The following is a 22,457-nucleotide window of genomic DNA, read 5'->3' on the forward strand; positions in this document are numbered from 1 at the left end:
GTTTGTCCGACGTCAATGACGCTTGCCGCCAAATGATTTCCGTAGAGTGAGGGCAGTCAAAGCTGGAAACCATGAGTTTTCTTCGCTGCTTTGGAGCAATGGAAGGCAGGCCCCTATGGGCGATCACTCTCTCAAGACTCTCAATCTGAGCCGCGATCTCTATGCGTATATTTGGAAGGAGAGCCGATCCCGCCAAGTCTCCATCTGCATCATAACAATGACGTTGGCACCATTGATGATGGTTCCACTGGAAATCCAGCGGCGCATCGTTAACGAAGTGCTGGTCGAGGGGAACTATCGCCTGCTCGTCTGGCTGTGCCTGGCCTACCTTGCCGTTGTCATCCTTCAAGGCCTCACAAAGTTCGCGCTCAATATGGTGAAGGGCATCACGGTTGAAGAAATCGCGCGTGACATTCGTCTGGGCATAGTCGGCCACGCTCTTGACAAGGAACGGCGGGGGATGCAGGCCGCTCCCGGCACAGGAGCAGTCGTCTCGATGCTCGCCGCTGAGGCGGAGGATGTGAGTGGCTTTGGAGGGGAGGCTTTTGGACTTCCTATCTTGACGAGCGCCACCATCCTCTATGTCGTTGGCTATCTGATTTGGGTCGAGCCGATGATCGCGATCCTGGCCGTCGTTCTGTACCTGCCTCAGGCGCTCATTGTTCCGGTGACGCAAAATTCCATCAATCGCATCGCAAGGCTCCGGATCGCCAGCGTACGCAGCGTCGGGCGGATCGCGTCTGGCATAGTCAACGAGCGCGTCACGGGTAGCAGCGTCATCCGTCGCATCTACACACTTCGTATCGCCATCTATTTGCGCAAATACGCTCTGTCGGCGCTCGGCAACTTTCTTGATGCACTTGGCCCGATACTTGTCCTGGGTGTCGGAGGTTACCTCGTCATGAGCGGCACTACACAGGTCGGCACGCTCCTTGTCTTCATCTCCGGTCTAAACAAGATCGCCGACCCCTGGGATCAACTGATCAATTTCTATCGTTCTGTATCCAATACTGCAGTATCCTACGACATGATCCGCAACATGATCGACGACGAAAATACGGAGCGAAGGGAGGGGGCCTCGCCGGCTCACGGCCGATCCAGGGCCTTGTCCTCATAGGCGTGGCGCGATGGACGCGTTGCACACGATGCTCCGTGTTCAGCCGTCGCCTACTGGCTCGATATCGCATCTGCCGCCCCGTCGAACCTAGCGGCTCCACGCAGACTTTTGCAGCTTCATCCTTAATGCTCGCCTCTCCCTGACCTGCATGACAGCCTTGCAATCATGCTTTCACCATGTATATTCGTAACTATGAAGATTGATGCTGAAGCCATGAAAATCGGGGCGGATATGGCGAGCGAACTGCTGAAGTCGCTGTCCAACCGCTACCGCCTCCTCATCCTTTGCCGGCTCGCCGATGGCGAATATTCCGTTGGCCAACTCGCGGAGTTCCTCGGCATAAGGGATTCCACCGTGTCACAGCATCTCTCGTTGCTGCGTCGCGATCGGATCATCGCCGCGCGACGGGACGGGCAGACAATGTGGTACCGCATCGAGAGTGAGCCGGCGCGCGAGGTCGTCAACACACTCTACAACAGCTTCTGCCGCAGCAGCGATTGTGACCGTTGATCGGTTCGCGGCGGGCCGAATGTTCTCGTCAATGACAATATGACCTTGATTGCCGTCCTGGGCTTGACAAACCACCTCACATATCTTCATATAATCGTAGATACAAATCTATGAACTATGGAGAATTTCAATGACGGTCGATCGTGCAGTCCTCGCCTTTGCTGGCGCGATGGTGCTGATATCCCTGCTTCTCATGCATTTTGTTCATCCAGGCTTTGTTTGGCTGACGGCGTTCGTGGGAGCGAATCTTTTTCAGTCCGCTTTCACCGGGTTTTGTCCTGCCGCAATGTTCTTCAGAAAAATCGGCATAGGATCGGGGACGGCGTTCTGACCGAGGTGAACTTATGAACCGATTTTCGATTTGGACCGCACTCGCATTCGCGAGTGCGGCAAGTCTTGCTCAAGCAGAAAACCTTGTCCTGAAGTCCGTCGCGGTCCCGGAATGGAAAGCGGTATACGGTCAAGTCGAGGCGCGCGACAGCGTCCTGGCGCGCGCAAGAATTGGCGGCACCATCATCGACCTGCGGGTAACGGAAGGCGATATGGTCAAGGCGGGCGATGTCATCGCCGTCGTCAAGGATGACAAGACGAACTTCCAGATCAAGGCGATTGACGCACAGTTGCTGGGCCTTCAGGCCTCGCTCAAGAACGCGCGGGCGGAGTTCGACAGGGCCGAGAAGCTGATCAAGAGTGGCGCGACCACTGTGCAGCGTCTCGATCAGCTTCGTACAGAGGCGGACGTGATCCAGAACCAGATAGCCGCCACGGAGGCGCAACGTTCGGTCGTCCTGCAGCAGCGGAGTGAAGGCGATGTCGTGGCGCCGGGCGACGGGCGTGTTCTCAAGGTTCCGGTAACGAAGGCAGCGGTGGTTCTGCCGGGCGAGGTCGTCGCCAATATCGGCGGGGGCGGCTTCTTCCTGAGGTTGGCCATACCGGAACGGCATGCCGCTTCGCTGAAGCAAGGCGCTGAGATCAGAATCGCGGCGGAGGGGAAATCGCTCTCCGGTACACTCGCGAAAATCTATCCGCAGATCGAAAACGGCCGCGTCATCGCCGATGTCGAGGTCAGGGAGCTTGATACCGAATTCGTCAACGCGCGTGTTCTCGTGGAACTTCCCGTCGGCTCCCGGCAGGCCCTTGTCGTGCCGCGTACCGCTCTGACGACGCGGTCCGGGATCGACTTCGTGACCGTGTCGGAAGACGGCAAGCCGGTCGAACGTGCCGTGGTAGCGGGCGCGGCCATCGACTTTGGCGGCATAACCGGCGTCGAAATTCTGACCGGCCTGCAGACCGGTGACATCGTGGTGACGCCGTGAATGAGAATGACAACCTTTCAGGCCAAGGCACGTCTTCTGTGCAAAGCTCTCCGTCCGAAGATGACGACACGGGTCTTACCAATCTCGGTATTGCGGGCAATCTGACGCGCGCCTTCATCAAATCGCCGCTGACCCCGCTTTTCCTGCTGGCAGCCTTCGCCTTCGGCCTCGTGGCTTTGCTGACGTTGCCGCGCGAGGAGGAGCCGCAGATTTCGGTGCCGATGGTCGATGTCATGGTTGAGGCTCCGGGTCTGAATGCGGACGATGCCGTGAAACTCGTGACCGAGCCGCTCGAGACGATCGTCAAGAGCATCGACGGCGTCGAGCATGTCTATTCCCAATCCATGGACAATCGGGTGATGGTCACGGCCCGCTTCGTTGTGGGGACCTCGTCGGATGCCGCAATACTGCGCGTGTATGACAAGGTTCGCGCCAACAGCGACCGCATTCCGGTCGGCATTCCGGAGCCGATGATCGTCGGTCGGGGCATCGACGATGTGGCGATCGTGTCCTTGACCCTGTCGCCATCACCCGCTGCCGCCGACCGGGTCAATTCGAACGACCTGACGCGCATTGCGCGTGAACTGAGAACGGAGATCGCCAGGATCGACGATGTTGGCCTCACCTACCTTGTCGGCGAGACGGGAGAGGTCATACGCATCTCGCCGCAGCCCGAAAAGCTCGCTCTCTATGGAATCACCCTGCAGCAGTTGGCAGCCAAGGTTCAGGGAGCCAACAGCGCGGTTCCCGCCGGACAGGTTCGCAGTCGCGGCGTCCAGATCGATGTCATGGCGGGCGAAACGCTGTCGTCGCCCGATGCTATCAACAACCTCCTGCTGACATCCCGAGATGGGCATCCGGTTTACGTGCGCGATGTGGCCAACGTTGCCTTTGTCACCAATACCAGCGACGCGCTTGTCGCGACCGTCCGCAGGAACGGGCCCGCAACGGAACGCGTGCCATCGGTGACGCTGGCGATTGCCAAACGCGCCGGATCGAATGCGGTTACCGTTGCGGACACTATCCTGCACCGGGTTGAGATGTTGAAGGGGACGCTGGTCCCTGCCAGCGTGCAAATCGAGGTAACGCGCGACTACGGTGAAACCGCCAACGAGAAGGCCAACGAACTTCTTTATCACCTCGGGCTTGCCACGATTTCAATTATTGCGCTGGTCTGGATTTCGATCGGCTGGCGCGAGGCCTTCGTCGTGGCGATCGTCATTCCTGTGACCATCCTGCTAACGCTCTTCGCCTCCTGGCTGATGGGCTACACACTCAACCGCGTCTCGCTCTTCGCGTTGATTTTCTCGATCGGCATCCTCGTCGACGACGCCATCGTCGTGATCGAGAACATCGCCCGCCACTGGGGCATGGGCGAGGGCAAATCCCGCCGCCGTTCGGCGATAGAAGCTGTCGCGGAAGTCGGCAATCCGACGATCGTCGCAACGCTGACCGTCGTCGCCGCGCTGCTGCCTATGCTCTTCGTGTCAGGCATGATGGGCCCCTATATGAGCCCAATCCCGGCCAACGCCTCGGCGGCGATGATCTTCTCCTTCTTCGTCGCCGTGATCGTCACGCCCTGGCTTATGCTGAAGGTTGCCGGCAAGGCTTCTGTTCACAATGGCGACCACGCCCATGGCGGCGGCGCGTTGGGCCGCGCCTATGCGGCAGTGGCGCGTCCGATACTGTCGTCCAAAACGACGAGTTGGGCCTTTCTTCTGGTCGTTGGCGCGCTGACGCTCGGATCGCTCGCCCTGTTCTACACCAAGGATGTCACTGTCAAGCTGCTGCCATTCGACAACAAGTCCGAACTGTCGGTCACCATCGATCTTCCCGAGGGCTCATCGGTCGAAGCCACCGACGCGGTCGCGCAATCGATTGCGCGCATCGTTCTCGAACTGCCGGAGGTCGTTTCCGTTCAAACGCATGCCGGTACCGCTGCGCCTTTCAACTTCAATGGACTGGTTCGTCACGCCTATCTCCGCGCCTCGCCCTATATGGGCGATGTCGCCATAAACCTGGCGCCGAAAGGTGATCGTGAGCGCACCAGTCACGAGATCGCGCTTGAGATCCGCACGCGCATCGCTGCGATCAAGCTTCCCGAAGGTTCCAGTCTCAAGGTTGTGGAGCCACCGCCCGGGCCGCCCGTCATGGCGACGCTGCTTGCAGAAATCTACGGCCCCGATGCGGACACCCGGCGCAAGGTTGCCGAAAAGGTTGAGGCGGCGTTCCGCTCCGTGCCCTTCATCGTCGATGTGGACAATTCCTATGGTGTTCAGGCTGCACGCAAGCGCCTGACAATTTCGACCGACGATGCGGAATATTTCAAGGTCGAGGAAGCCGACGTGTTCGACACGATCACGGTGCTCTCGAACGGCAGGACGATCGGTTACTCGCATCGCGGGCTGGGACGTCAACCGATCCCGATCCGTCTCGAGCGGTCAAAGGGAGAAAAGACGCTCGACGAGCGCTTCCTGACAACGCCCATTCCAGCCAATGTTCTGCCTGGCGCGAATGGCGTGGTTGAACTTGGCGACGTGGTGCGCGTGATCGACGAGAAGACATCGTTTCCAATCTTCCGTCACAACGGCAGTCCGGCGGAGATGGTGACGGCTGAACTGGCGGGGAGCTACGAAGCGCCACTCTACGGCATGCTGGCGGTCCAGGAGGCCATCGACAAACAGGACTGGACCGGGCTTCAGAAACCGCTGATCGCCCTGCATGGACAGCCTGGCGACCAGCGGCATTCGACGCTTTTGTGGGACGGTGAATGGGAAGTGACCTGGGTCACCTTCCGCGACATGGGTGCCGCCTTCATGATCGCACTTGTCGGCATCTACATCCTCGTCGTCGCCCAGTTCGGCTCGTTCAAACTGCCGCTCGTGATCCTCACGCCGGTGCCGCTGACCTTCATCGGCATCCTCGGAGGTCATTGGCTGTTCGGCGCTCCATTCTCGGCCACCTCGATGATAGGCTTCATTGCGCTCGCCGGCATCATCGTGCGCAACTCGATACTGCTGGTCGATTTCGTGCGTCATGCCGACAAGGACGGCAGGCCATTTACTGAAGTGCTGATCGAGGCTGGTGCCATACGCTTCAAGCCGATCCTGCTCACCGCACTTGCTGCCATCATCGGCGCGGCTGTCATCCTCACCGATCCGATCTTTCAGGGTCTGGCGATCTCATTGCTCTTCGGTCTGATTTCCTCCACGCTTTTGACTGTTCTGGTCATACCCGCAATCTACCGGGTGCTCAGAACATGAAATCGGAGTCCAGAGTGGCGGCCGGCGTCGCTCCGGCGAGGGCGTGAGCCGTCGATATTGACATCATCCATATATCCTTTATTCTGGATATATGGATGAGACTCAAACGATTGCTGCACTCGCTGCCTTGGCGCAACCGACGCGCCTCCAGACTTTTCGTCTCCTGGTGGAGCGGGAACCCGAGGGCGTTCCAGCGGGGGAGTTGGCGCGCCTGATTGGCGTTCCGCAGAACACCATGTCCGCGCACCTTTCCACGTTGGCCAATGCCGGGCTGATTTCAGGCGAGCGCCAAAGCCGATCCATCATCTATCGCGCCGATCTCGAGCGCTTCCGACAAGTGACCCTCTACTTGATCAAGGACTGCTGCGGCGGCAACGCCGGGCTCTGCGCCCCGCTGATCAAGGAATTGACCCCCTGCTGCCCTCCCAAGGAGGCGGCCAACTCCAGCTGAGCCAACGACGAGAACCACGATGACCGACAAGACCTTCAACGTGCTCTTCCTGTGCACGGGCAATTCCGCACGCTCCATCCTTGCCGAGGCGATCCTGAACCGGGTGGGACGTGGCAAATTCAAGGCTTACTCCGCCGGGTCGCATCCCAAGGGAGAAGTCCATCCCTTCGCGCTTCAGCTCCTCAAGAGCCTGAATTACAATACCGATTTCGCGCGGTCGAAAAACTGGGACGAGTTCGCGGCATCCGGCGCGCCGCAGATGGATTTCGTCTTCACCGTCTGCGACAGCGCGGCGGCCGAAACCTGCCCGGTCTGGCCGGGGCAGCCGATGACGGCCCATTGGGGTCTGCCCGACCCGGCCGCAGCCGAAGGCACGGACGCCGAGAAGCACCTCGCATTCGACGACGCCTACCGGATGCTCAACAACCGAATCTCGATCTTCGTCAGCCTGCCGATGACCTCCATCGACAAGCTCGCGCTCCAGAAGCGGCTGCACGACATCGGCCGCGACCCGACGAAGGCGGCCTGACCGTGACCTTCGACATCCGCCGAAGGCTCGTCGCCGAAATGCTGGGAACCGCCATCCTTGTCGCGACCGTCGTCGGGTCGGGGATTATGGCCGACAGGCTCTCAGCCGACACCGCAGTCTCGCTGCTCGGGAACACCATCCCGACCGGCGCGATCCTCGTCGTCCTGATCACGATCCTCGGACCGATCTCGGGAGCGCATTTCAACCCGGTCGTGACCATGGTCTTCGCGATCAGGCGGGAAATCACGGCGCGCGATGGCGTCGCCTATATCCTGGCGCAACTCGCCGGAGGCATCCTTGGCACCTGGGCGGCGCACGTGATGTTCGATCTCCCGATCTTCCAGATATCGGAGACGGTCCGGTCCGGCACGCCGCAGTGGATCGCAGAGGCGGTCGCCGCGTTCGGCCTGGTGCTCACCATTCTCTGCGGGGTGCGGTTTCGAGAGGACGCGGTGCCGTGGCTTGTCGGCCTCTACATCACCGCGGCCTATTGGTTCACCGCATCGACATCGTTCGCCAATCCCGCTGTCGCGATCGCGCGTTCCCTGACGAACACGTTCTCTGGCATTCGTCCGATCGACCTGCCGGGCTTCGCATTGGCGGAGATCGCGGGCGCGCTTCTTGCAACGGTGCTCGCCGGATGGCTTCTCGCCGCCAAGTCCGGACCATCCGAAATCCCGATCAATCCCAAAGGTGTTCAATGACATTTCCCGTCACCGTCTACCACAATCCCGAATGCGGGACCTCACGCAACACCCTCGACCTCATTCGCCACGGCGGGATCGAGCCTGACATCGTCGAGTATCTCGTGAATCCGCCGACACGCCAGACGCTCGTCACGATGATCGTCGATGCGGGCCTGACGGTGCGGCAGGCAATCCGCGAGAAGGGAACCCCCTACGCCGAACTCGGCCTGGACAATCCCGCGCTCACCGACGACCAGCTTCTCGACGCGATGCTCGCCCATCCCATCCTGATCAACCGTCCCTTCGTGGTCACACCGATGGGCACGCGGCTGTCCCGTCCATCCGAGGTCGTCCTCGACATTCTGCCGGCCGAGATCTTCCACGGTCCGTTCACGAAGGAAGATGGCGAGAGGATTCTCGACGAGGAGGGCAGGCGCATTGTCTGACCCGCCTGTCGCGAGCGTCGAACACCTCCGCACGCCCGACCTCGAAGCACGCGCCCGGCCTTCTCCATCCACGCGCCGCGCATCCTGATCTTCCACGGCTCGCTCAGGCGGGATTCCCACTCCCGCCTTCTCCCGCGAGGCAGGACGTCTCCTCGACCGCTGCAGCGAGTGCAAGAAAGAAGCGGCAAAGCTCAAGACGAGGGTGAACCTGAAATCGGCTAAGTAGGATATTTCGACATTCATCGAAATAGCCATTGACGGATCGATAAGCTTGCGCTAGCTTATTTCCATGGATATCGAAAAAGCAGCATCGCAGTTGGAAGCGCTCGGCAACGTGACCCGTCTCCGGATTTACAGGGTGCTGGTCCGCGCGGGTGAGGATGGCATTCCCGTGGGTCGCCTCCAGGAAAAGCTCGACATTCCGGCGTCGACGCTGTCGCATCATCTCAAGCGCCTGATCGACACTGGACTCGTCGTCCAGGAACGCCAGGCGACCACGCTCATCAGTCGTGCCAACTACAACGGCATGCACGCGCTTGTCGGCTATCTCGTCGACGAGTGCTGCGCCGATCAAGCCTGTGTCAAACGTCCCGAGATGGCGGTCGCATGACCGCCCCTTTTTTTACCACTATATTTCGAACCTTCTGGAAATATGAAAGGAGTGAAGCATGATCTCCAATGAAACCCTTCCTGTCGCCGTTATCGGTGCCGGACCCGTGGGCCTCGCCGCCGCCGCCCGGCTCGTGGAGCGCGGCATCCAGCCACTCGTCTTCGAGAAGGGGGCGTCAGTCGGCGCGGCGCTGCTCGAATGGGGGCATGTCCGTGTATTCTCCCCATGGAAGTACAATATCGACGATGCGGCGCGGGTGTTGCTCGAAGCCACCGGCTGGACCTCGCCTGACCCTGATTACCTGCCGAACGGCCGTGAGATCGTGGAGGAATATCTCGTTCCGCTGTCCAAGGTCGCCGCCATCGCCAAGGGCCTCAAAGTCGGCGTCACGGTGACCGCGGTCACCCGAAAGGGAATGAACAAGCTTGCGTCAGCCGGGCGGGAAGACGCTCCCTTCGTTGTCCGATATGTCGAGGGGCAGTTCGAACACGATGTCCTCGTCGGCGCCGTCATCGACGCCTCCGGAACATGGAGCCAGCCGAACCCGATGGGCACCCACGGGCTGCCTATTGGGGGCGAAGGGCCCTCGGCCAATATCTCGTACGGCATTCCGGACGTTTTCGGATCGCGCCGGGAGGAATTCATCGGCAAGCGGACCCTCGTGGTCGGCAGCGGCCATTCCGCGATCAACGTCGCCATCGCCCTGATGGACCTGCAGGACATCGACCCGAATACAGAAATCTTCTGGGCCCTCCGTCACCACGGTGTCGACCGCCTGCTCGGCGGCGGCCTGAACGACCAGCTTCCGGAGCGGGGTGCTCTCGGTCTCGCTGCCAAGAAGGCGATGGACGAGGGCCGATTGAACATGCTGACGTCCTTTTCGGCGGAAGCGATCATGACCGACGGTGGCCGGCCGACGGTGCTGGCGCGGACCGGAAACGACCGCCTCCAGCTGACGGTGGACCAGATCGTGGTGACGACGGGCTTCCGGCCGGATTTCTCTTTCCTGCGCGAGCTTCGCATCGAGGTCGATCCCACGGTCGAGGCGCCGCCCGCGCTCGCGCCGCTCATCGATCCCAACCTTCATTCCTGCGGGACCGTGCCTCCGCATGGCGTCGAAGAGCTTTCGCATCACGAGAAGGATTTCTACATCGTCGGTTCAAAGAGCTACGGTAGAGCGCCGACCTTCCTCATGAAGACGGGTTACGAACAGGTCCGCTCTGTCGTCGCCGAGATCGCGGGCGACCATGAAGCCGCAAGGCGGGTGGAGCTGGTGCTTCCGGAAACCGGTGTCTGCTCGGTCGACATCAAGACGGCGACATCTGCCGGATGTTGCGGTGGCCCGGCTCCGGCCGAAGCCGACGCATGCTGCGTTGCCGACGCTGTGGCGAAGGACAGCGGAAAGTCGGGATGCGGGTGTGGATCGAAGGCTGCGCCGGAGAAGGTGATCGAGAGCGCTTGACGATGTTGGAAGCGAAACTGCCCATGTGGGCGCTCGCCGGACTGGGGGCGACACAGATCATCGGCTACGGCACGCTCTACTATTGCCTGAGCATTCTCGTTCCCGACATCGCGCGCGATCTCGCGGTGTCGGAGCAATGGGTCTATGGGGCCTTCTCCGTCGCCCTGCTCATCGGCGCATTCGCAGCTCCGCTGTCCGGCAAGCTCGCCGACCGATGGGGCGCGGGGAGGGTGATGGCCGTCGGATCGGTTGGATCGGCGATGACCCTGGTCGTGACCGCGATGTCCTCCGGGGCGACCAGCTTTGCAATCGCACTTGCGTTGATGCAGATCGTCTCCGCGGGTGTCCTCTATTCGACGGCCTTCACCGCAATCGTGCAGGCCGGAGGCCGGAGGGCGCAGACCTCCATCGTCCATCTCACCCTGATCGCGGGTTTCGCCTCTTCCCTATTCTGGCCTCTCACCACATGGCTTCACGGCTGGATGTCTTGGAGAGACGTGCTGTTTCTATATGCAGGCATGCACATTATCGTGTGCCTTCCCGTCCATGTCGGGCTTTCCCGTCTTACGTCCGGAGCCGTGGTCGCGGCGCGCGCCGCTCCGATCCCCGGTCCAAGCACGAATCCATCAGCCAGCGGCGCGTTGATCTTCGCCCTCATGCTGCTCGGCTTCGCCATCGAGGGCTATGCTCTCTCTGCGATGCTGGTCCACATGGTCCCGCTGACGCAGGCATTGGGGCTCGGGACGGCGGGCCTTATGATCGCGTCGCTGTTCGGACCCGCGCAGGTGGCCAGCCGCCTGATTAACCTGGTGTTCGGCAGAGGTCTCTCCCAGACCTGGCTTGCCGTCATTGCAGCGGTGCTGATGCCGATCGGAATTGTGATCCTGTTGTCCACGACGCCCTGGTTCGCCGGGGCCGTGATCTTCGCGATTTGCATGGGGCTGGGCTCCGGTCTGACGAGCATCGTCGGTGGAACCTTGCCGCTCGAACTGTTTGGACGCGACGGGTACGGCAGCAGGCTTGGATGGTGCACATCGGCCAAGCAGATTACTTCGGCGATTGCGCCCGTCGTGATGTCGCTGTCCATGGCCGGGATCGGCGTGCATGGCTCGCTATGGATCGTGATGGCGGCCGGCTTGGCGGGCGCCATGGCGTTCGCATTGATCCCCTTCGCCATCAGGATCGGTAACGTCCAAGGAGTCGCATCCGCCCAGTGACGAACCGCACGACGTGGTCATCTGCATTTGCTACTGCAGGCCCATCAGACCGAGATCGTGGTCGTTCACGCGGTTCGCGCAGAGGGCTTGCGCCTGGCGACAAGCATCGGCCCATACTCGAACAGATAGAGACCAAATGCCGCCATCCAAAGAACGGCTGCGAGAGCGTAGATGGTGGTGGCGTAGTCCGGTACGGCCGCGGCCATGGGTCTTATCAATGCGCAGAGGAATATCGCGGCGTAGCTTACACATGTCATACCCGAAGCCGCGAGTTCCCGACCGGTGTGTCCGCGGGTCGCTCTGGTCATCACCGCGAGCATCATGGAGGCCACCGTGCCCACGGCCAGGACATGGATCGTTGCGGTACTGTCCAGCATTCCGGTCGCCGAGGCGGATATCGCTGCGAGGCCGATCGGAACGAGCGCGTAGGCAAGATGGAGCACCAGCACCAGAGGTTCGCCTGACGTCGTCCAGCCCCGCCACCTCCAAAGGCGAGTCGCGTGCAGGGCGGCGGCCACGGCGGCGGTGACAGCTGTGACGAAGCTCTCGGGGGACACCACCCAGGACGCGAAGGCAGGGATCGTCAGTACGATCGCGATGAGATCGAACTTGTCGTATGGGGCTGGAAAATCAGTACGGCCAGCCTTGTTCAACCAGTTCCGGGTGAAGCTGGGGAGCATGCGTCCTCCGACGACCACGATCATCATCGTCAATCCCGCCAGTGCCAAGCGTTCTGAGTAATCGGGACCGCCTGCTGCGAGCGTCTCATAATGGAAGCAGGCGTTCGCCAATGTCAGCGCACCGAGTCCGGCGATCACCTTGAGGTCAGCCCACTTTCGTCCGGCCACGATCTCCCTTACGCATACGAGGAGCATGGTCGGCAGGAACGCCCCTTCGAGAAGGACTGATGGCAAAACCCCGATCGTATCTGGAATGAGAAGCGCGACGCGACCCAAGCACCAGAGCAGAAAGAGGGCAACGAGGGGAGGGCCGGACACCGGAAGTCGGCCTGTCCAGTTCGGTACGGCCGTGAGCAGGAAGCCAGCGACGATCGCCGATCCGAAGCCGAAGAGCATTTCGTGGGCGTGCCAGGCGCGGGCCCCATGATCGCCCCCGATGTCGATTTGGCCGGAGACGGCCATGATCCAGATTATCATGGCGGCGCACGCCCAGACGGCGCCTCCAAGAAAGAACGGCCGGAAACCATAGGAAAAGAGAACCGGGCCCGTGGCCGACAGGCCTCTCGGAATGCCGCCCTTGGGACGTGGACGCTCTGCGGTGGTATCGGACATCGTCTGCTCCTCTGGAATTGAGGAAACTGTAGTCTAAGCGCACGCTTCCCTCTTTGCGCAAAGGCAAGCTGGTCTTCCGCCAAATGTGGCGGGAAATTGTTCTGGAACAAAGAGAACCGGCTTCTCCGGGCGTAACTTCCACTTCGACAGGACGGAGAGACCTTCGTTCTCAACCAGGAGAAGTCCGATGAGCAATCAAATCCAGATGACAAGACGCTCGATTCTCGCTGGGGCCGCTTTCGCCGGGGCGATCGCTCCGCTCGTCACTGCCTCGGTCGCAAGCGCGAACGAAGAAATCGTGGAGGCAAACGCCACCCCCGTCGACATTTCGACCCTTGAGCGCGTCAAGCTCGAACTCGTGAAGCCGCCGTTCGTCCATGCCCATAGCCAGAAGGCTGAGGGCGGTCCGAAAATCTACGAGGTCACCCTGACCATCGAGGAAAAGAAGATCGTCGTTGACGACGCTGGCACCGAAGTCCATGCCATGACCTTCGACGGTTCTGTTCCCGGCCCGATGATCGTCGTCCACCAGGACGACTATGTCGAAGTTACGCTGGTCAACCCGGAAACCAACGAGCTTCAGCACAACATCGACTTTCACTCGGCGACGGGCGGCCTTGGTGGCGGCGCGCTGACCGTCGTGAACCCGGGCGAGAAGGCCGTGATGCGGTTCAAGGCGACCAAGGCGGGCGTGTTCGTCTACCATTGCGCCCCTCCGGGAATGGTGCCCTGGCATGTAACCTCGGGCATGAACGGCGCCATCATGATCCTGCCGCGCGACGGCCTCAAGGATGCCAAGGGCAACGACCTTGTCTACGACCGTGCCTACTATGTCGGCGAGCAGGACTTCTACGTGCCGCGCGATGCCGAAGGCAATTACAGGAAGTACGAGAGCCAGGGAGACGCATACACCGACGTGCTCGGGGTCATGAATACGCTGACCCCCAGCCACATTGTCTTCAACGGCGCGGTCGGCGCGCTGACTGGCGACAATGCCCTCAAGGCCAACGTCGGCGAGAAGGTATTGATCCTGCATTCGCAGGCGAACCGCGACACCCGTCCGCATCTGATTGGCGGCCATGGCGACTACGTCTGGGCGACGGGCAAGTTCATGAACCCGCCGGACCTCGATCAGGAGACCTGGTTCATACCCGGCGGCACTGCGGGTGCGGCGTTCTACACGTTCCAGCAGCCCGGCATCTACGCTTACGTGAACCACAACCTCATCGAAGCTTTCGAGAAGGGCGCCGCCGCCCATTTCAAGGTCGAGGGTGAGTGGAACAACGACCTGATGACGGCGATCCTGTCGCCCAATAATCTCTAACCCGACATATGGTCCGCGCGGCATCCGGCCGCGCGGATGTCATTCTTCGATCCCGCCTGCCGCGAGGATTGGCCATGTCTGTCCGCAAGACTAAGAACGGTTTGTCACTGCTTTCAATCGCCATACCTGCGATCGTCGCCTTGACGTTCGGAGTGGGAATCGGTGCCCAGCTAGGTTATTTCCAGCAGCGCTCACCAGGCACGATCCCAGCGCCGACGACAGTGACCGTGCCGGCCGGAGCATACGAATTCCGCGATTATGGCGAGTTCTATAAGAACGGTTTCGCGGTCGACGGCCCGATGTTACGCGGCCGGAGCTCGAAGCCGTTGGCCATGATGAAATTCCAGGTCACAGAGGGCGAATACAGGGGCTGCGTCGAGGCGGGAAAGTGCGCGGCCGTCGCGGCCGTTCACATTCACGGCGACACCTATCCGGTCACAGGCGTCAGCTTCGACGACGCCGAGGCGTATGCCCGCTGGTTGAGCGCCGAGACCGGCCAGGTCTGGACCTTGCCGACCCACGAGCAGATCGCGATCGCAGCGGGTACGAAATTTCCCGACGACGCGCTGGGTGTCGACCCCGACAGCCGCAACCCTGCGCTCCGCTGGCTCGCCGACTACGAACGCGAGACGCGGCGAAAGGCTGAGAGCGATCCGGCGCCCAAGACGATCGGATATTTCGGCGAAAATGAATATGGTCTCGCGGACTTCGCCGGCAACGTTTGGGAATGGACGACCACCTGCCAACGAAGGGTGGACCTGGCGGGGCAATCGACAGAGGCGATTTCGACTTGCGGCATTTACGTGACTGTGGGCCAGCACCGGTCGCCGATGAGTTCGTTCGTGCGCGATCCCAAGACGGGAGGATGTTCGGTCGGTGCTCCTCCGGCCAATCTCGGTTTTCGGCTGGTCCGCGACGACCGCTGGTATGCCGACCTGCTCAAGCGGCTCCGCGACCGCGGGGTTATCTCCTGATCTCCTTGTCCCATGTCAAATTGTCCGAGCGCGGCGTGGCTATGCTGTCCGTGATCGCGGACAGGAGGCATCGTTGAAAATTGACAGAAGCGTCGTGAAAGCCTTCTCCATGTTCGACAAGATGAAGGACGACGACATCGATGCCCTGCTCTCGCAGGCGGTTCCCAAACGGGTCGGACCGGGCGATGCCTTCTTCGAGCAGGGCGGCCCGGCGACCCATTTCTTCTTCCTGGTGAACGGTCGGCTCAAGGTTACCCAGGTCACGCCCGATGGCCAGCAGATCATCGTGCGCGTCGTGCATCCCGGGGACCTGTTCGGTTTCGCGCGCGCACTGCGGAGATCGGACTATCCCGGCACCGCGCTTGGCGTGATCGAGAGCCTGGCCATATGCTGGCCGACGGACCTTTGGCCCGAGTTCATCGACAGAAGCCCCCACGTGGCCGTCAGTGCGCTGAACACGATCGGCCAGCGGTTGGAAGAAGCACATACACGAATCCGGGAGATGTCGACCGAGGAAGTCGAGCGGCGTGTAGCCCACACCGTGATCAGACTCAGCAGTCAGGCGGGACGCGCCGAAAGGGGTGGGATCAGGATAGATTTTCCGATCTCGCGGCAAGACATCGCGGAGATGACAGGGACGACGCTTCATACCGTCTCCCGGATCTTGAGCGCGTGGGAATCCAATGGCATCGTGGAAGGCGGACGACAGAAACTGTTCGTCAAGGACCTCGCGCGGCTCCAGGCGCTTGCCGACTGCGGGAAGTCCTGAACGTTCTCGTCTTCTGGGCGTGGCGAATTCATCGTCGACTTCAATACCTTCCAGAAGTCGATTGCGGCTGGGCTGGAAACGATCCGGCGGATCAACAACGGCATCCATAGCGACATCGAACTTCTGGCCGCCCAGGGCGGGCGGTTGATCCCTATGGCTTGGCAGTTGTTTGACCTCGATCAACGAACTTCGACACGGGTGTGCCAAGATCCGGTCGTTCGATGAACTACTCAAGGCGATTTCCGTGGACGACCAGACTGTTCTGAAGATGCTCACTGCCAGGTTCCAGCGCCATCCGCTGCTCTCGGCCGCCAAACTCGGCATTTCGATCGAGGACGGCGTGGCGGTGCTTTCCGGCTACACCGCCGACGGGGCGGTGAAAGCGGTCGCGGAACTCGTGACGATGGAAATGCCTGGCGTGCGCGCGGTCGCGAATGAGATCGAGACCTCGAAGGACGAAACGTGGCGCTACGTGGATTGCCGGATCGCCAAGAAAGCCTGCGACCTTCTCGAGTGGAACGCGCTTACCCCGAGGGAGCTCAGGATAAGGGTCGAACACGGCTGCCTCTCGATTTTCGGCCAGGTCGATAACGAAGAGCGGCTTGGCGCCGTGGCATCCATCCTCCGCGAGTTCAGCGGCGCAAAGTCGATGAACAACAATCTGAGGATCGCAGCAAGCGCGGAGGATAATGCGGAATTCGTCCTGCGTGCCGAGAACATATGCGCCTGAACCGAAGACACCAAAGGTCGATCGCTTCGTCCTCGACCAGATGATTTTGGTCGTCGCGGTGGCAGCACCACTCTTATCGAAACGAAAACAAAAGGATAAGTCCATGCAAAGCGGACAAGTCGAACTCACAACGCGCGCCGGTGTCCGGCTCTTCGTTAGACCGGTAGAAGTGACGGATGCCGAACGGCTCGAGGAATTCTTCACACACGTCACCAGGGAAGACCTTCGGTTCAGGTATCTGGTCGGCATCGACCGTGTCGGCGACGCACGCATTGCGGAAATGACGGGCGTTGACCACGTTCATGTCGAGAACTTCCTGGCGTTCGGAGAAGGCAGCGGACCGCTCGTCGCCACCGCCACGCTCGCCTGCGATCCCACATTCGAAAGGGCGGAAGTCGCTATCACTGTCCACGAGGATTTCAAGGACCTGGGGATCGGTTGGGAATTGCTCGCGCATCTTGCCGAGGTCGCGCGCGCAAAGGGTGTCAAGGTGCTGGAATCCATTGAACAACGCGATAACCATGCGGCGATCGAACTCGAGCGGCACATGGGCTTTACCGCAGTGACAGATCCCGACGATCCGACACTATTGTTGGTGCGCAAGGAACTGGGGTGAAGCGGGACCGTCAAACGATTCCCCGCACATTCGATGAAGTGAGCTCAATAGAGCGCGCTGCCCGATGCCGAAATGGCTTGGCTGCAAGGCGCTCGTCCATGAGCCTTGTTCTTGAACGTGGTTTGTGTAACGAAATGTGATGACAACGGTTTTCAAGAAGGCCTCGGTCATGGAAATCTCTGAAATATCGCAGCCACCGCGCTGCTCACCAGGATTGCAGCGCAAGTGACCAAGCTAATGCCCGGCAATTATTTCGGATTCGTGGGCTACGAGGCCGACCAGAATATCAAAGTGCCGGTCGCGGTCTGATCATGGAAATCTCGCTTGTCGTCGCGGTCACCCGCAATCATGTCATCGGCCGCGACGGCGGCTTGCCCTGGCGTCTTTCGACCGATCTCAAGCGGTTCAAGGCGCTCACGACAGGCAAGCCCGTGTTGATGGGGCGTGTCTGCTACGATTCCATCGGCAAGCCACTGCCGGGCCGGCCCAACATTGTCATCACCCGCAACCGCGATTTTGCGCCGGAAGGCGTGATCGTCGCGCATTCTCTCGATGAAGGCTTGGAGCGTGCGGCGCAAGAGGCGAAGAAGCTTGGCGTCGATGAGATCGCTGTCATTGGCGGCGGCGTCATCTATCGCGAGATGATGGATCGAGCGACGATTCTGCACGTGACGCATATCCAGGCCGAGATCGAGGGCGATGCAGTCTTCCCGGAGATCGATCCGGTCGTGTGGGAAGCCGGGCCCACCGAAAGCGTGCCGGTGGGCGAAAAGGACGACTATTCGACGCGTTTCGTGACCTACCGGCGCAGAGCTCGATAACTCCAACATATTTTGATCAAAAAGCGATGATCATTGACCCCGTCCGTTGAAACCGTATGGCGGGATACCTATAACGGTTCCGGGATGGCTGGGAAGTCGATTTTCCGGCCTGGTTTTTGACGCAAGAGGTATGGATGCCCTGGAGTAATCAGAATGGCGGCGGCGGCCCATGGGGCGGCAGCGGCAATGGTGGAGGCAAGAACCAGGGCCCTTGGGGCCAGGGGCCGAACCGTCCACGCAACAATGGTGGACCTCCGGATCTCGATGAAATTATCCGCCGCAGCCAGGATCGCCTCAGGAGCATCATGCCCGGTGGCCTCAACGGCGGCGTGGTCGTCATCGGCCTGCTTCTCCTTGTCGCCTTCTGGGCGACGCAGGCGGTCTATACCGTCCAGCCTGACGAGCGTGGCGTGGAAACCCTGTTCGGCAGGGCGAAGGAAGACGTGTCCGGGCCTGGCCTGCATTTCATGCTGTGGCCCGTCGAGAATGTCGAAATCGTCAATGTCAACGAGCAGCAGCAGAAGATCGGCACCGCCACTGGCGGGCAGCAGAATGAAGGCCTGATGCTGACGGGCGACCAGAACATCGTCAATGTCGAGTTCTCCGTCCTATTCTCCGTCACCGATCCGCGCCATTATATCTATAACGTCGCCGAACCCGGCCGGACGCTGACGCAGGTCGCCGATTCCGTGATGCGCGAAGTCGTTGGCCGCCGTCCCGCACAGGATATCTTCCGCGATAACCGCCAGGCGATCGCGCTCGAGGTCAAGGACGCCATCCAGGCGACCATGAACCGCTACGAAGCCGGCGTGTCCGTCAACACCGTCTCGATCGAAGACGTGTCGCCGCCGCGCGAAGTGTCGAGCGCCTTCGACGAGGTTCAGCGCGCCGAGCAGGACGAAGACAAGATGCTCGAGCAGGCCAATCAGTATGCCAACAAGATCCGCGGTGAGGCGAACGGTCAGGCCGCACAGGTCCGCGAAGATGCGGCCGCCTACAAGAACCAGATCGTGCAGGAAGCGCTCGGTGAATCGCAGCGGTTCCTGAGTGTCTATGAAGAATACAAGAAGGCCCCCGAGATCACCCGCAAGCGCATCTATCTCGAAACGATGGAAAAGGTGCTTTCAGCCTCCCGGAAGGTGATCACCGATACGGACAAGAACGCCAATGCAGTGCTCCCGCTCCTACCCCTGAACGAGCTGACCAAGCCGAAGGACACCACGCAGGGAGCGCAGAAATGACCAACCGTATCGCTATCGCCGGCGGCGCCATTCTCGTGCTGCTCTTCCTGATCTATTCGTCCTTCTTCGTCGTGACCCAGCGGCAGCAGGCGATCGTCATCCGCTTCGGTCAGATCACCGATGTGAAGACCGAGCCGGGCATCTATTTCAAGCTGCCCTTCGCTTTCCTCGATGCCGACCGTGTCCAGTATGTGTCGAACCAGGAGCTCCGGCTCGACCTCGACAACATGCGTGTTCAGGTCTCGGGCGGCAAGTTCTACGAAGTCGATGCCTTCGTGGTCTATCGCATCACCAATGCGCAGCTCTTCCGCGAGGTCGCTGCCGGTGACGTCTCACAGGCGGAATCGCGGCTTCGCACCCGTCTCGATTCGGCCCTGCGCCGGGTCTACGGTCTGCGCGGCTTCGAATCGGCGCTCTCCAAGGAGCGCGCTTCGATGATGAAAGAAGTGCGCAGCGACATCACCAAGGACGCGGAGTCGCTCGGGCTCACGATCACCGATGTCCGCATTCGTCGCACCGATCTCACCAAGGAAGTGTCGCAGCAGACTTACGACCGCATGAAGGCGGAACGTCTTGCCGAGGCGGAAGCCATCCGTGCGCGCGGTAACGAAGGCGCCCAGCGCCGTCGGGCCATCGCGGATCGTGGCCGCATCGAAATCATCGCGGCAGCCCAAAAAGACGCGCAGATCCTGCGCGGCCAGGGTGAAGGGGAGCGCAACCGCATTTTCGGCGAGGCCTTCAGCAAGGACTCGGAGTTCTACGCGTTCTATCGCTCCATGATCGCCTATTCGCAGGCGCTCGGCCAGGGCGATGCGACGCTGGTGCTTTCGCCGACTTCGGAGTTCTTCCAGTACTTCAACAGTGAGCTTCCGAACCTGGAAACCAAGCCCGCGACCACGGAGGCGGTGCCTGCCCTGCCGCAATGACGGATTTTCTGGCAGGGATCGCATTCTTTCTCATCATCGAGGGGCTGCTCTATGCGGCGGCTCCCTCTTTTGTGAAGGGGCTTGCCGCCATCCTGCCTGAATTTCCTGAGAGCGAGTTGCGGATTGGCGGTATCATCGCCATGGGAATCGGCGTGTTCGGCGTCTGGCTGATCCGCGGGTAACAAGAACGAAAGGCGTTGCGCATGACGAAGCTGGCCGGTCAAATCGGGGTAATCGCGCTTAGCATGTCGCTATTGCCCGCCATGACGGCACCCGTGTTTGCGCAGGACACGCCCGTCGTGACCGGTCACAGGACGCAGCATGGTCCGGAATCGGTGTCTGATCTCGCCGAATCCCTGATGGATGCGGTGGTCAATATCTCGATCACCCAGAACACCAAGGCCGAGGGTGACGATGGCGTGCCGACGCCGACCCTGCCGAAGGATGCGCCCTTCCAGGATCTCTTCGAAGACTATTTCAAGAATCGCAACGACGATGGCGCCAACACCTCGCGCAAGGTGAGTTCGCTGGGCTCCGGCTTCGTCATCGATCCGGCTGGCTATATCGTCACCAACAACCATGTGATCGAAGGCGCAACCGAGATCGTGGTCAACTTCGCCAATGGCTCGAAGCTTATCGCCAAGCTGATCGGTACGGACACCAAGACTGACATCGCGCTGCTCAAGGTCGAGCCGAAGAAGCCGCTCAAGTTTGTTCCCTTTGGCGATTCCCGCAAGATGCGGATCGGAGACTGGGTGATGGCGATCGGCAATCCGTTCGGCCTCGGCGGATCAGTGTCGGTCGGTATCGTCTCTGCGCGCAACCGCAACCTCAATGCCGGCCCCTATGACAACTTTCTGCAGACGGATGCCGCGATCAACCGCGGCAATTCGGGCGGGCCGCTGTTCAACATGTTCGGCGAGGTGATCGGTATCAACACGGCAATTTATTCGCCGTCGGGTGGGGGATCGGTCGGTATCGGCTTCGCCGTGCCGACGGAGATTGCCGCCCATGTGGTTTCGCAGTTGAAGGAATTCGGTGAAGTCCATCGCGGCTGGCTCGGCGTGCGCATCCAGCCTGTGACCGAGCAGATGATCGGTGACCTCAAGCTCGATGCGCCGCGCGGTGCGTTGATCTCGGGCATCGTCAAGGGCGGACCGGTCGAGAAAGGGCCGATCCTTTCGGGCGACGTGGTGCTGAAATTCAACGGCCAGGACATTCTGGAGATGCGCGATCTGCCGCGCATCGTGGCGGAAAGCCCGGTCGACAAACCGCTCGACGTTGTTGTGATCCGCAACGGCCAGCAGGTGACGCTGAAGGTGACGCTTGCGCGCCAGATCGAGGACGAGAAGAAGAGTGATGCGGAGAAGCTTGCCGAGCAGCTCGACAATAATGGGCTCGCCAAGCCCGACACTATGGATCCAGCCGATCCCAAAGAAAAGGAGCCGGCCGACAAACCCATTACGCCTGCCGACACCATGGGGCTCACGCTCTCGCCGCTGACGGCGGAGAACCGCAAGCAATATTCGATCCCCGAAAGTGTCGAGGGCGTGCTGATCCTGGACGTGCCCGTCAATTCGGCGGCAAACGAAAAGGGTATCCAGAAGGGCGACGTGATCGTCGAGATCGCCCAGACCTTCATGGAATCGCCCGAGGACGTGGCCGAGAAGATCCAGGAACTTAAGAAGGACGATCGCCGCAACGCCTATCTGATGATTGCCAATCAGAAGGGTGAACTGCGGCTGGTGGCGGTGCCGATCGAGTAAGTGTTAGGCCGACTTTCGCTGCTTGTCGGTCATGTGCTGACGAAGCACGCGATTGATCTCGGACTGGTATTTTCCGGATTCGACGGTTTCCTTGAACCAGGCGACGACGTCCGCGTCGAGGCGGATGGTAACGGGTGTCTTTAGCGGGCGGAAATGCACGCCGCGCACGCCTTGCCGTATGTTATCGATCGAAGCTTCCGGTATGTCGGCAATGTCGATCTGATCCTCCGGCAAAGCTGCCAGGGCCTTGAGCTCTTCAATCATCTCCGGTGTCAGATCAGCTGTTCTGGTAAGCACCTTTTTCATGTCGCGTTGCCCGGCGGGCTCCTATGATGCGTACGATTTCCTTTTCAGTATCGCCACGGTACGTGTGGACGACGGTCAGGAGCAT

At 60.7% G+C, this 22,457-nt stretch carries 25 protein-coding genes; 22 read left to right on the top strand and 3 right to left on the bottom strand.

All coding sequences use genetic code 11. The features are described from left to right. Window positions 1–115: 115 nt before the first annotated feature. The 12 genes from AC2YI2_RS07160 to arsK all read left to right on the top strand — a co-directional run bounded on the left by AC2YI2_RS07160 (window position 116) and on the right by arsK (window position 11,607). On the top strand, window positions 116–1,117 hold the full coding sequence (locus AC2YI2_RS07160) for an ABC transporter transmembrane domain-containing protein (protein ID WP_487385747.1): 1,002 nt from the start codon (window positions 116–118) through the stop codon (window positions 1,115–1,117). Window positions 1,118–1,309: 192 nt separating this feature from the next. Beyond that, complete coding sequence (locus tag AC2YI2_RS07165; RefSeq protein ID WP_487385748.1) at window positions 1,310–1,627, top strand: ArsR/SmtB family transcription factor; 318 nt, start codon at window positions 1,310–1,312, stop codon at window positions 1,625–1,627. Window positions 1,628–1,757: 130 nt separating this feature from the next. Beyond that, window positions 1,758–1,958 (top strand): YgaP family membrane protein, encoded by a 201-nt coding sequence (locus tag AC2YI2_RS07170; RefSeq protein WP_487385749.1) that lies wholly within the window; start codon window positions 1,758–1,760, stop codon window positions 1,956–1,958. A 13-nt stretch (window positions 1,959–1,971) separates the two neighbouring features. Continuing rightward, window positions 1,972–2,943, top strand: a complete 972-nt coding sequence (locus AC2YI2_RS07175) for an efflux RND transporter periplasmic adaptor subunit (protein WP_487385750.1) — start codon at window positions 1,972–1,974, stop codon at window positions 2,941–2,943. Window positions 2,944–2,981: 38 nt separating this feature from the next. Continuing rightward, window positions 2,982–6,206, top strand: a complete 3,225-nt coding sequence (locus tag AC2YI2_RS07180; protein WP_487385871.1) for an efflux RND transporter permease subunit — start codon at window positions 2,982–2,984, stop codon at window positions 6,204–6,206. Window positions 6,207–6,297: 91 nt separating this feature from the next. Next, on the top strand, window positions 6,298–6,657 hold the full coding sequence (locus AC2YI2_RS07185; RefSeq protein WP_487385751.1) for an ArsR/SmtB family transcription factor: 360 nt from the start codon (window positions 6,298–6,300) through the stop codon (window positions 6,655–6,657). Window positions 6,658–6,676: 19 nt separating this feature from the next. Then, complete coding sequence (locus AC2YI2_RS07190) at window positions 6,677–7,186, top strand: arsenate reductase ArsC (protein ID WP_487385752.1); 510 nt, start codon at window positions 6,677–6,679, stop codon at window positions 7,184–7,186. Window positions 7,187–7,188: 2 nt separating this feature from the next. After that, complete coding sequence (locus tag AC2YI2_RS07195; protein WP_487385753.1) at window positions 7,189–7,890, top strand: aquaporin; 702 nt, start codon at window positions 7,189–7,191, stop codon at window positions 7,888–7,890. After that, window positions 7,887–8,318, top strand: coding sequence for an arsenate reductase (glutaredoxin) (arsC, locus tag AC2YI2_RS07200; RefSeq protein ID WP_487385754.1), 432 nt, complete (start codon window positions 7,887–7,889; stop codon window positions 8,316–8,318). Before AC2YI2_RS07195 ends, arsC begins: the two co-directional genes overlap by 4 nt. 289 nt (window positions 8,319–8,607) lie before the next feature. Next, window positions 8,608–8,928, top strand: coding sequence for an ArsR/SmtB family transcription factor (locus AC2YI2_RS07205; RefSeq protein WP_487385755.1), 321 nt, complete (start codon window positions 8,608–8,610; stop codon window positions 8,926–8,928). Between the two features lie 58 nt (window positions 8,929–8,986). Further along, complete coding sequence (locus tag AC2YI2_RS07210) at window positions 8,987–10,390, top strand: NAD(P)-binding domain-containing protein (protein WP_487385756.1); 1,404 nt, start codon at window positions 8,987–8,989, stop codon at window positions 10,388–10,390. 2 nt (window positions 10,391–10,392) lie between these two features. Further along, a complete protein-coding gene (gene arsK / locus AC2YI2_RS07215) occupies window positions 10,393–11,607 on the top strand; it encodes an arsenite efflux MFS transporter ArsK (protein WP_487385757.1) in 1,215 nt (404 codons plus the stop codon). Between the two features lie 65 nt (window positions 11,608–11,672). Here arsK and AC2YI2_RS07220 read toward each other — a convergent pair whose 3' ends face one another. After that, window positions 11,673–12,917, bottom strand: a complete 1,245-nt coding sequence (locus AC2YI2_RS07220) for an NnrS family protein (protein ID WP_487385872.1) — start codon at window positions 12,915–12,917, stop codon at window positions 11,673–11,675. A 169-nt stretch (window positions 12,918–13,086) separates the two neighbouring features. On the opposite strand from AC2YI2_RS07220, the gene nirK reads away from it, so the two are divergent. The 10 genes from nirK to AC2YI2_RS07270 all read left to right on the top strand — a co-directional run bounded on the left by nirK (window position 13,087) and on the right by AC2YI2_RS07270 (window position 22,066). Next, on the top strand, window positions 13,087–14,223 hold the full coding sequence (nirK, locus tag AC2YI2_RS07225; RefSeq protein WP_487385758.1) for a copper-containing nitrite reductase: 1,137 nt from the start codon (window positions 13,087–13,089) through the stop codon (window positions 14,221–14,223). Window positions 14,224–14,297: 74 nt separating this feature from the next. Then, entirely contained in the window at window positions 14,298–15,197 is a 900-nt protein-coding gene (locus tag AC2YI2_RS07230; RefSeq protein WP_487385759.1) for an SUMF1/EgtB/PvdO family nonheme iron enzyme, read from the top strand. Window positions 15,198–15,270: 73 nt separating this feature from the next. Next, window positions 15,271–15,966 (top strand): Crp/Fnr family transcriptional regulator, encoded by a 696-nt coding sequence (locus AC2YI2_RS07235; protein ID WP_487385760.1) that lies wholly within the window; start codon window positions 15,271–15,273, stop codon window positions 15,964–15,966. Between the two features lie 244 nt (window positions 15,967–16,210). After that, window positions 16,211–16,696 carry a BON domain-containing protein gene (locus AC2YI2_RS07240; RefSeq protein ID WP_487385761.1) on the top strand — a complete coding sequence of 162 codons (486 nt, stop codon included), beginning with the start codon at window positions 16,211–16,213 and terminating at the stop codon, window positions 16,694–16,696. Window positions 16,697–16,799: 103 nt separating this feature from the next. Beyond that, window positions 16,800–17,312 carry an N-acetyltransferase family protein gene (locus tag AC2YI2_RS07245; protein ID WP_487385762.1) on the top strand — a complete coding sequence of 171 codons (513 nt, stop codon included), beginning with the start codon at window positions 16,800–16,802 and terminating at the stop codon, window positions 17,310–17,312. A 311-nt stretch (window positions 17,313–17,623) separates the two neighbouring features. Further along, the gene (locus tag AC2YI2_RS07250; protein WP_487385763.1) at window positions 17,624–18,133 is read left to right on the top strand and encodes a dihydrofolate reductase; all 510 of its coding nucleotides are present in this window, start codon (window positions 17,624–17,626) and stop codon (window positions 18,131–18,133) included. Between the two features lie 134 nt (window positions 18,134–18,267). Next, on the top strand, window positions 18,268–19,374 hold the full coding sequence (gene hflK / locus AC2YI2_RS07255; protein WP_487385764.1) for an FtsH protease activity modulator HflK: 1,107 nt from the start codon (window positions 18,268–18,270) through the stop codon (window positions 19,372–19,374). Then, on the top strand, window positions 19,371–20,300 hold the full coding sequence (gene hflC / locus AC2YI2_RS07260; protein ID WP_487385765.1) for a protease modulator HflC: 930 nt from the start codon (window positions 19,371–19,373) through the stop codon (window positions 20,298–20,300). Before hflK ends, hflC begins: the two co-directional genes overlap by 4 nt. Continuing rightward, window positions 20,297–20,482 (top strand): DUF2065 domain-containing protein, encoded by a 186-nt coding sequence (locus AC2YI2_RS07265; RefSeq protein ID WP_487385766.1) that lies wholly within the window; start codon window positions 20,297–20,299, stop codon window positions 20,480–20,482. Before hflC ends, AC2YI2_RS07265 begins: the two co-directional genes overlap by 4 nt. A gap of 21 nt (window positions 20,483–20,503) precedes the next feature. Next, window positions 20,504–22,066, top strand: coding sequence for a Do family serine endopeptidase (locus AC2YI2_RS07270; RefSeq protein WP_487385767.1), 1,563 nt, complete (start codon window positions 20,504–20,506; stop codon window positions 22,064–22,066). Window positions 22,067–22,069: 3 nt separating this feature from the next. On the opposite strand, the gene AC2YI2_RS07275 is transcribed toward AC2YI2_RS07270, so the two are convergent. Together AC2YI2_RS07275 and AC2YI2_RS07280 are read right to left on the bottom strand one after the other, a co-directional pair. Further along, window positions 22,070–22,372, bottom strand: coding sequence for a BrnA antitoxin family protein (locus tag AC2YI2_RS07275; RefSeq protein ID WP_487385768.1), 303 nt, complete (start codon window positions 22,370–22,372; stop codon window positions 22,070–22,072). Continuing rightward, window positions 22,344–22,457, bottom strand: coding sequence for a hypothetical protein (locus AC2YI2_RS07280; RefSeq protein ID WP_487385769.1), 114 nt, complete (start codon window positions 22,455–22,457; stop codon window positions 22,344–22,346). Before AC2YI2_RS07280 ends, AC2YI2_RS07275 begins: the two co-directional genes overlap by 29 nt.

Source organism: Rhizobium sp. SRI_017, from assembly GCF_057586295.1.

Coding starts and splice junctions, on each gene's coding strand:
- AC2YI2_RS07160 (WP_487385747.1), top strand. CDS start 116: ATGGGCGATCACTCTCTCAAGACTCTCAATCTGAGCCGCGATCTCTAT.
- AC2YI2_RS07165 (WP_487385748.1), top strand. CDS start 1,310: ATGAAGATTGATGCTGAAGCCATGAAAATCGGGGCGGATATGGCGAGC.
- AC2YI2_RS07170 (WP_487385749.1), top strand. CDS start 1,758: ATGACGGTCGATCGTGCAGTCCTCGCCTTTGCTGGCGCGATGGTGCTG.
- AC2YI2_RS07175 (WP_487385750.1), top strand. CDS start 1,972: ATGAACCGATTTTCGATTTGGACCGCACTCGCATTCGCGAGTGCGGCA.
- AC2YI2_RS07185 (WP_487385751.1), top strand. CDS start 6,298: ATGGATGAGACTCAAACGATTGCTGCACTCGCTGCCTTGGCGCAACCG.
- AC2YI2_RS07190 (WP_487385752.1), top strand. CDS start 6,677: ATGACCGACAAGACCTTCAACGTGCTCTTCCTGTGCACGGGCAATTCC.
- arsC (WP_487385754.1), top strand. CDS start 7,887: ATGACATTTCCCGTCACCGTCTACCACAATCCCGAATGCGGGACCTCA.
- AC2YI2_RS07205 (WP_487385755.1), top strand. CDS start 8,608: ATGGATATCGAAAAAGCAGCATCGCAGTTGGAAGCGCTCGGCAACGTG.
- AC2YI2_RS07210 (WP_487385756.1), top strand. CDS start 8,987: ATGATCTCCAATGAAACCCTTCCTGTCGCCGTTATCGGTGCCGGACCC.
- arsK (WP_487385757.1), top strand. CDS start 10,393: ATGTTGGAAGCGAAACTGCCCATGTGGGCGCTCGCCGGACTGGGGGCG.
- nirK (WP_487385758.1), top strand. CDS start 13,087: ATGAGCAATCAAATCCAGATGACAAGACGCTCGATTCTCGCTGGGGCC.
- AC2YI2_RS07230 (WP_487385759.1), top strand. CDS start 14,298: ATGTCTGTCCGCAAGACTAAGAACGGTTTGTCACTGCTTTCAATCGCC.
- AC2YI2_RS07245 (WP_487385762.1), top strand. CDS start 16,800: ATGCAAAGCGGACAAGTCGAACTCACAACGCGCGCCGGTGTCCGGCTC.
- AC2YI2_RS07250 (WP_487385763.1), top strand. CDS start 17,624: ATGGAAATCTCGCTTGTCGTCGCGGTCACCCGCAATCATGTCATCGGC.
- hflK (WP_487385764.1), top strand. CDS start 18,268: ATGCCCTGGAGTAATCAGAATGGCGGCGGCGGCCCATGGGGCGGCAGC.
- hflC (WP_487385765.1), top strand. CDS start 19,371: ATGACCAACCGTATCGCTATCGCCGGCGGCGCCATTCTCGTGCTGCTC.
- AC2YI2_RS07265 (WP_487385766.1), top strand. CDS start 20,297: ATGACGGATTTTCTGGCAGGGATCGCATTCTTTCTCATCATCGAGGGG.
- AC2YI2_RS07270 (WP_487385767.1), top strand. CDS start 20,504: ATGACGAAGCTGGCCGGTCAAATCGGGGTAATCGCGCTTAGCATGTCG.
- AC2YI2_RS07275 (WP_487385768.1), bottom strand. CDS start 22,372: ATGAAAAAGGTGCTTACCAGAACAGCTGATCTGACACCGGAGATGATT.
- AC2YI2_RS07280 (WP_487385769.1), bottom strand. CDS start 22,457: ATGCTCCTGACCGTCGTCCACACGTACCGTGGCGATACTGAAAAGGAA.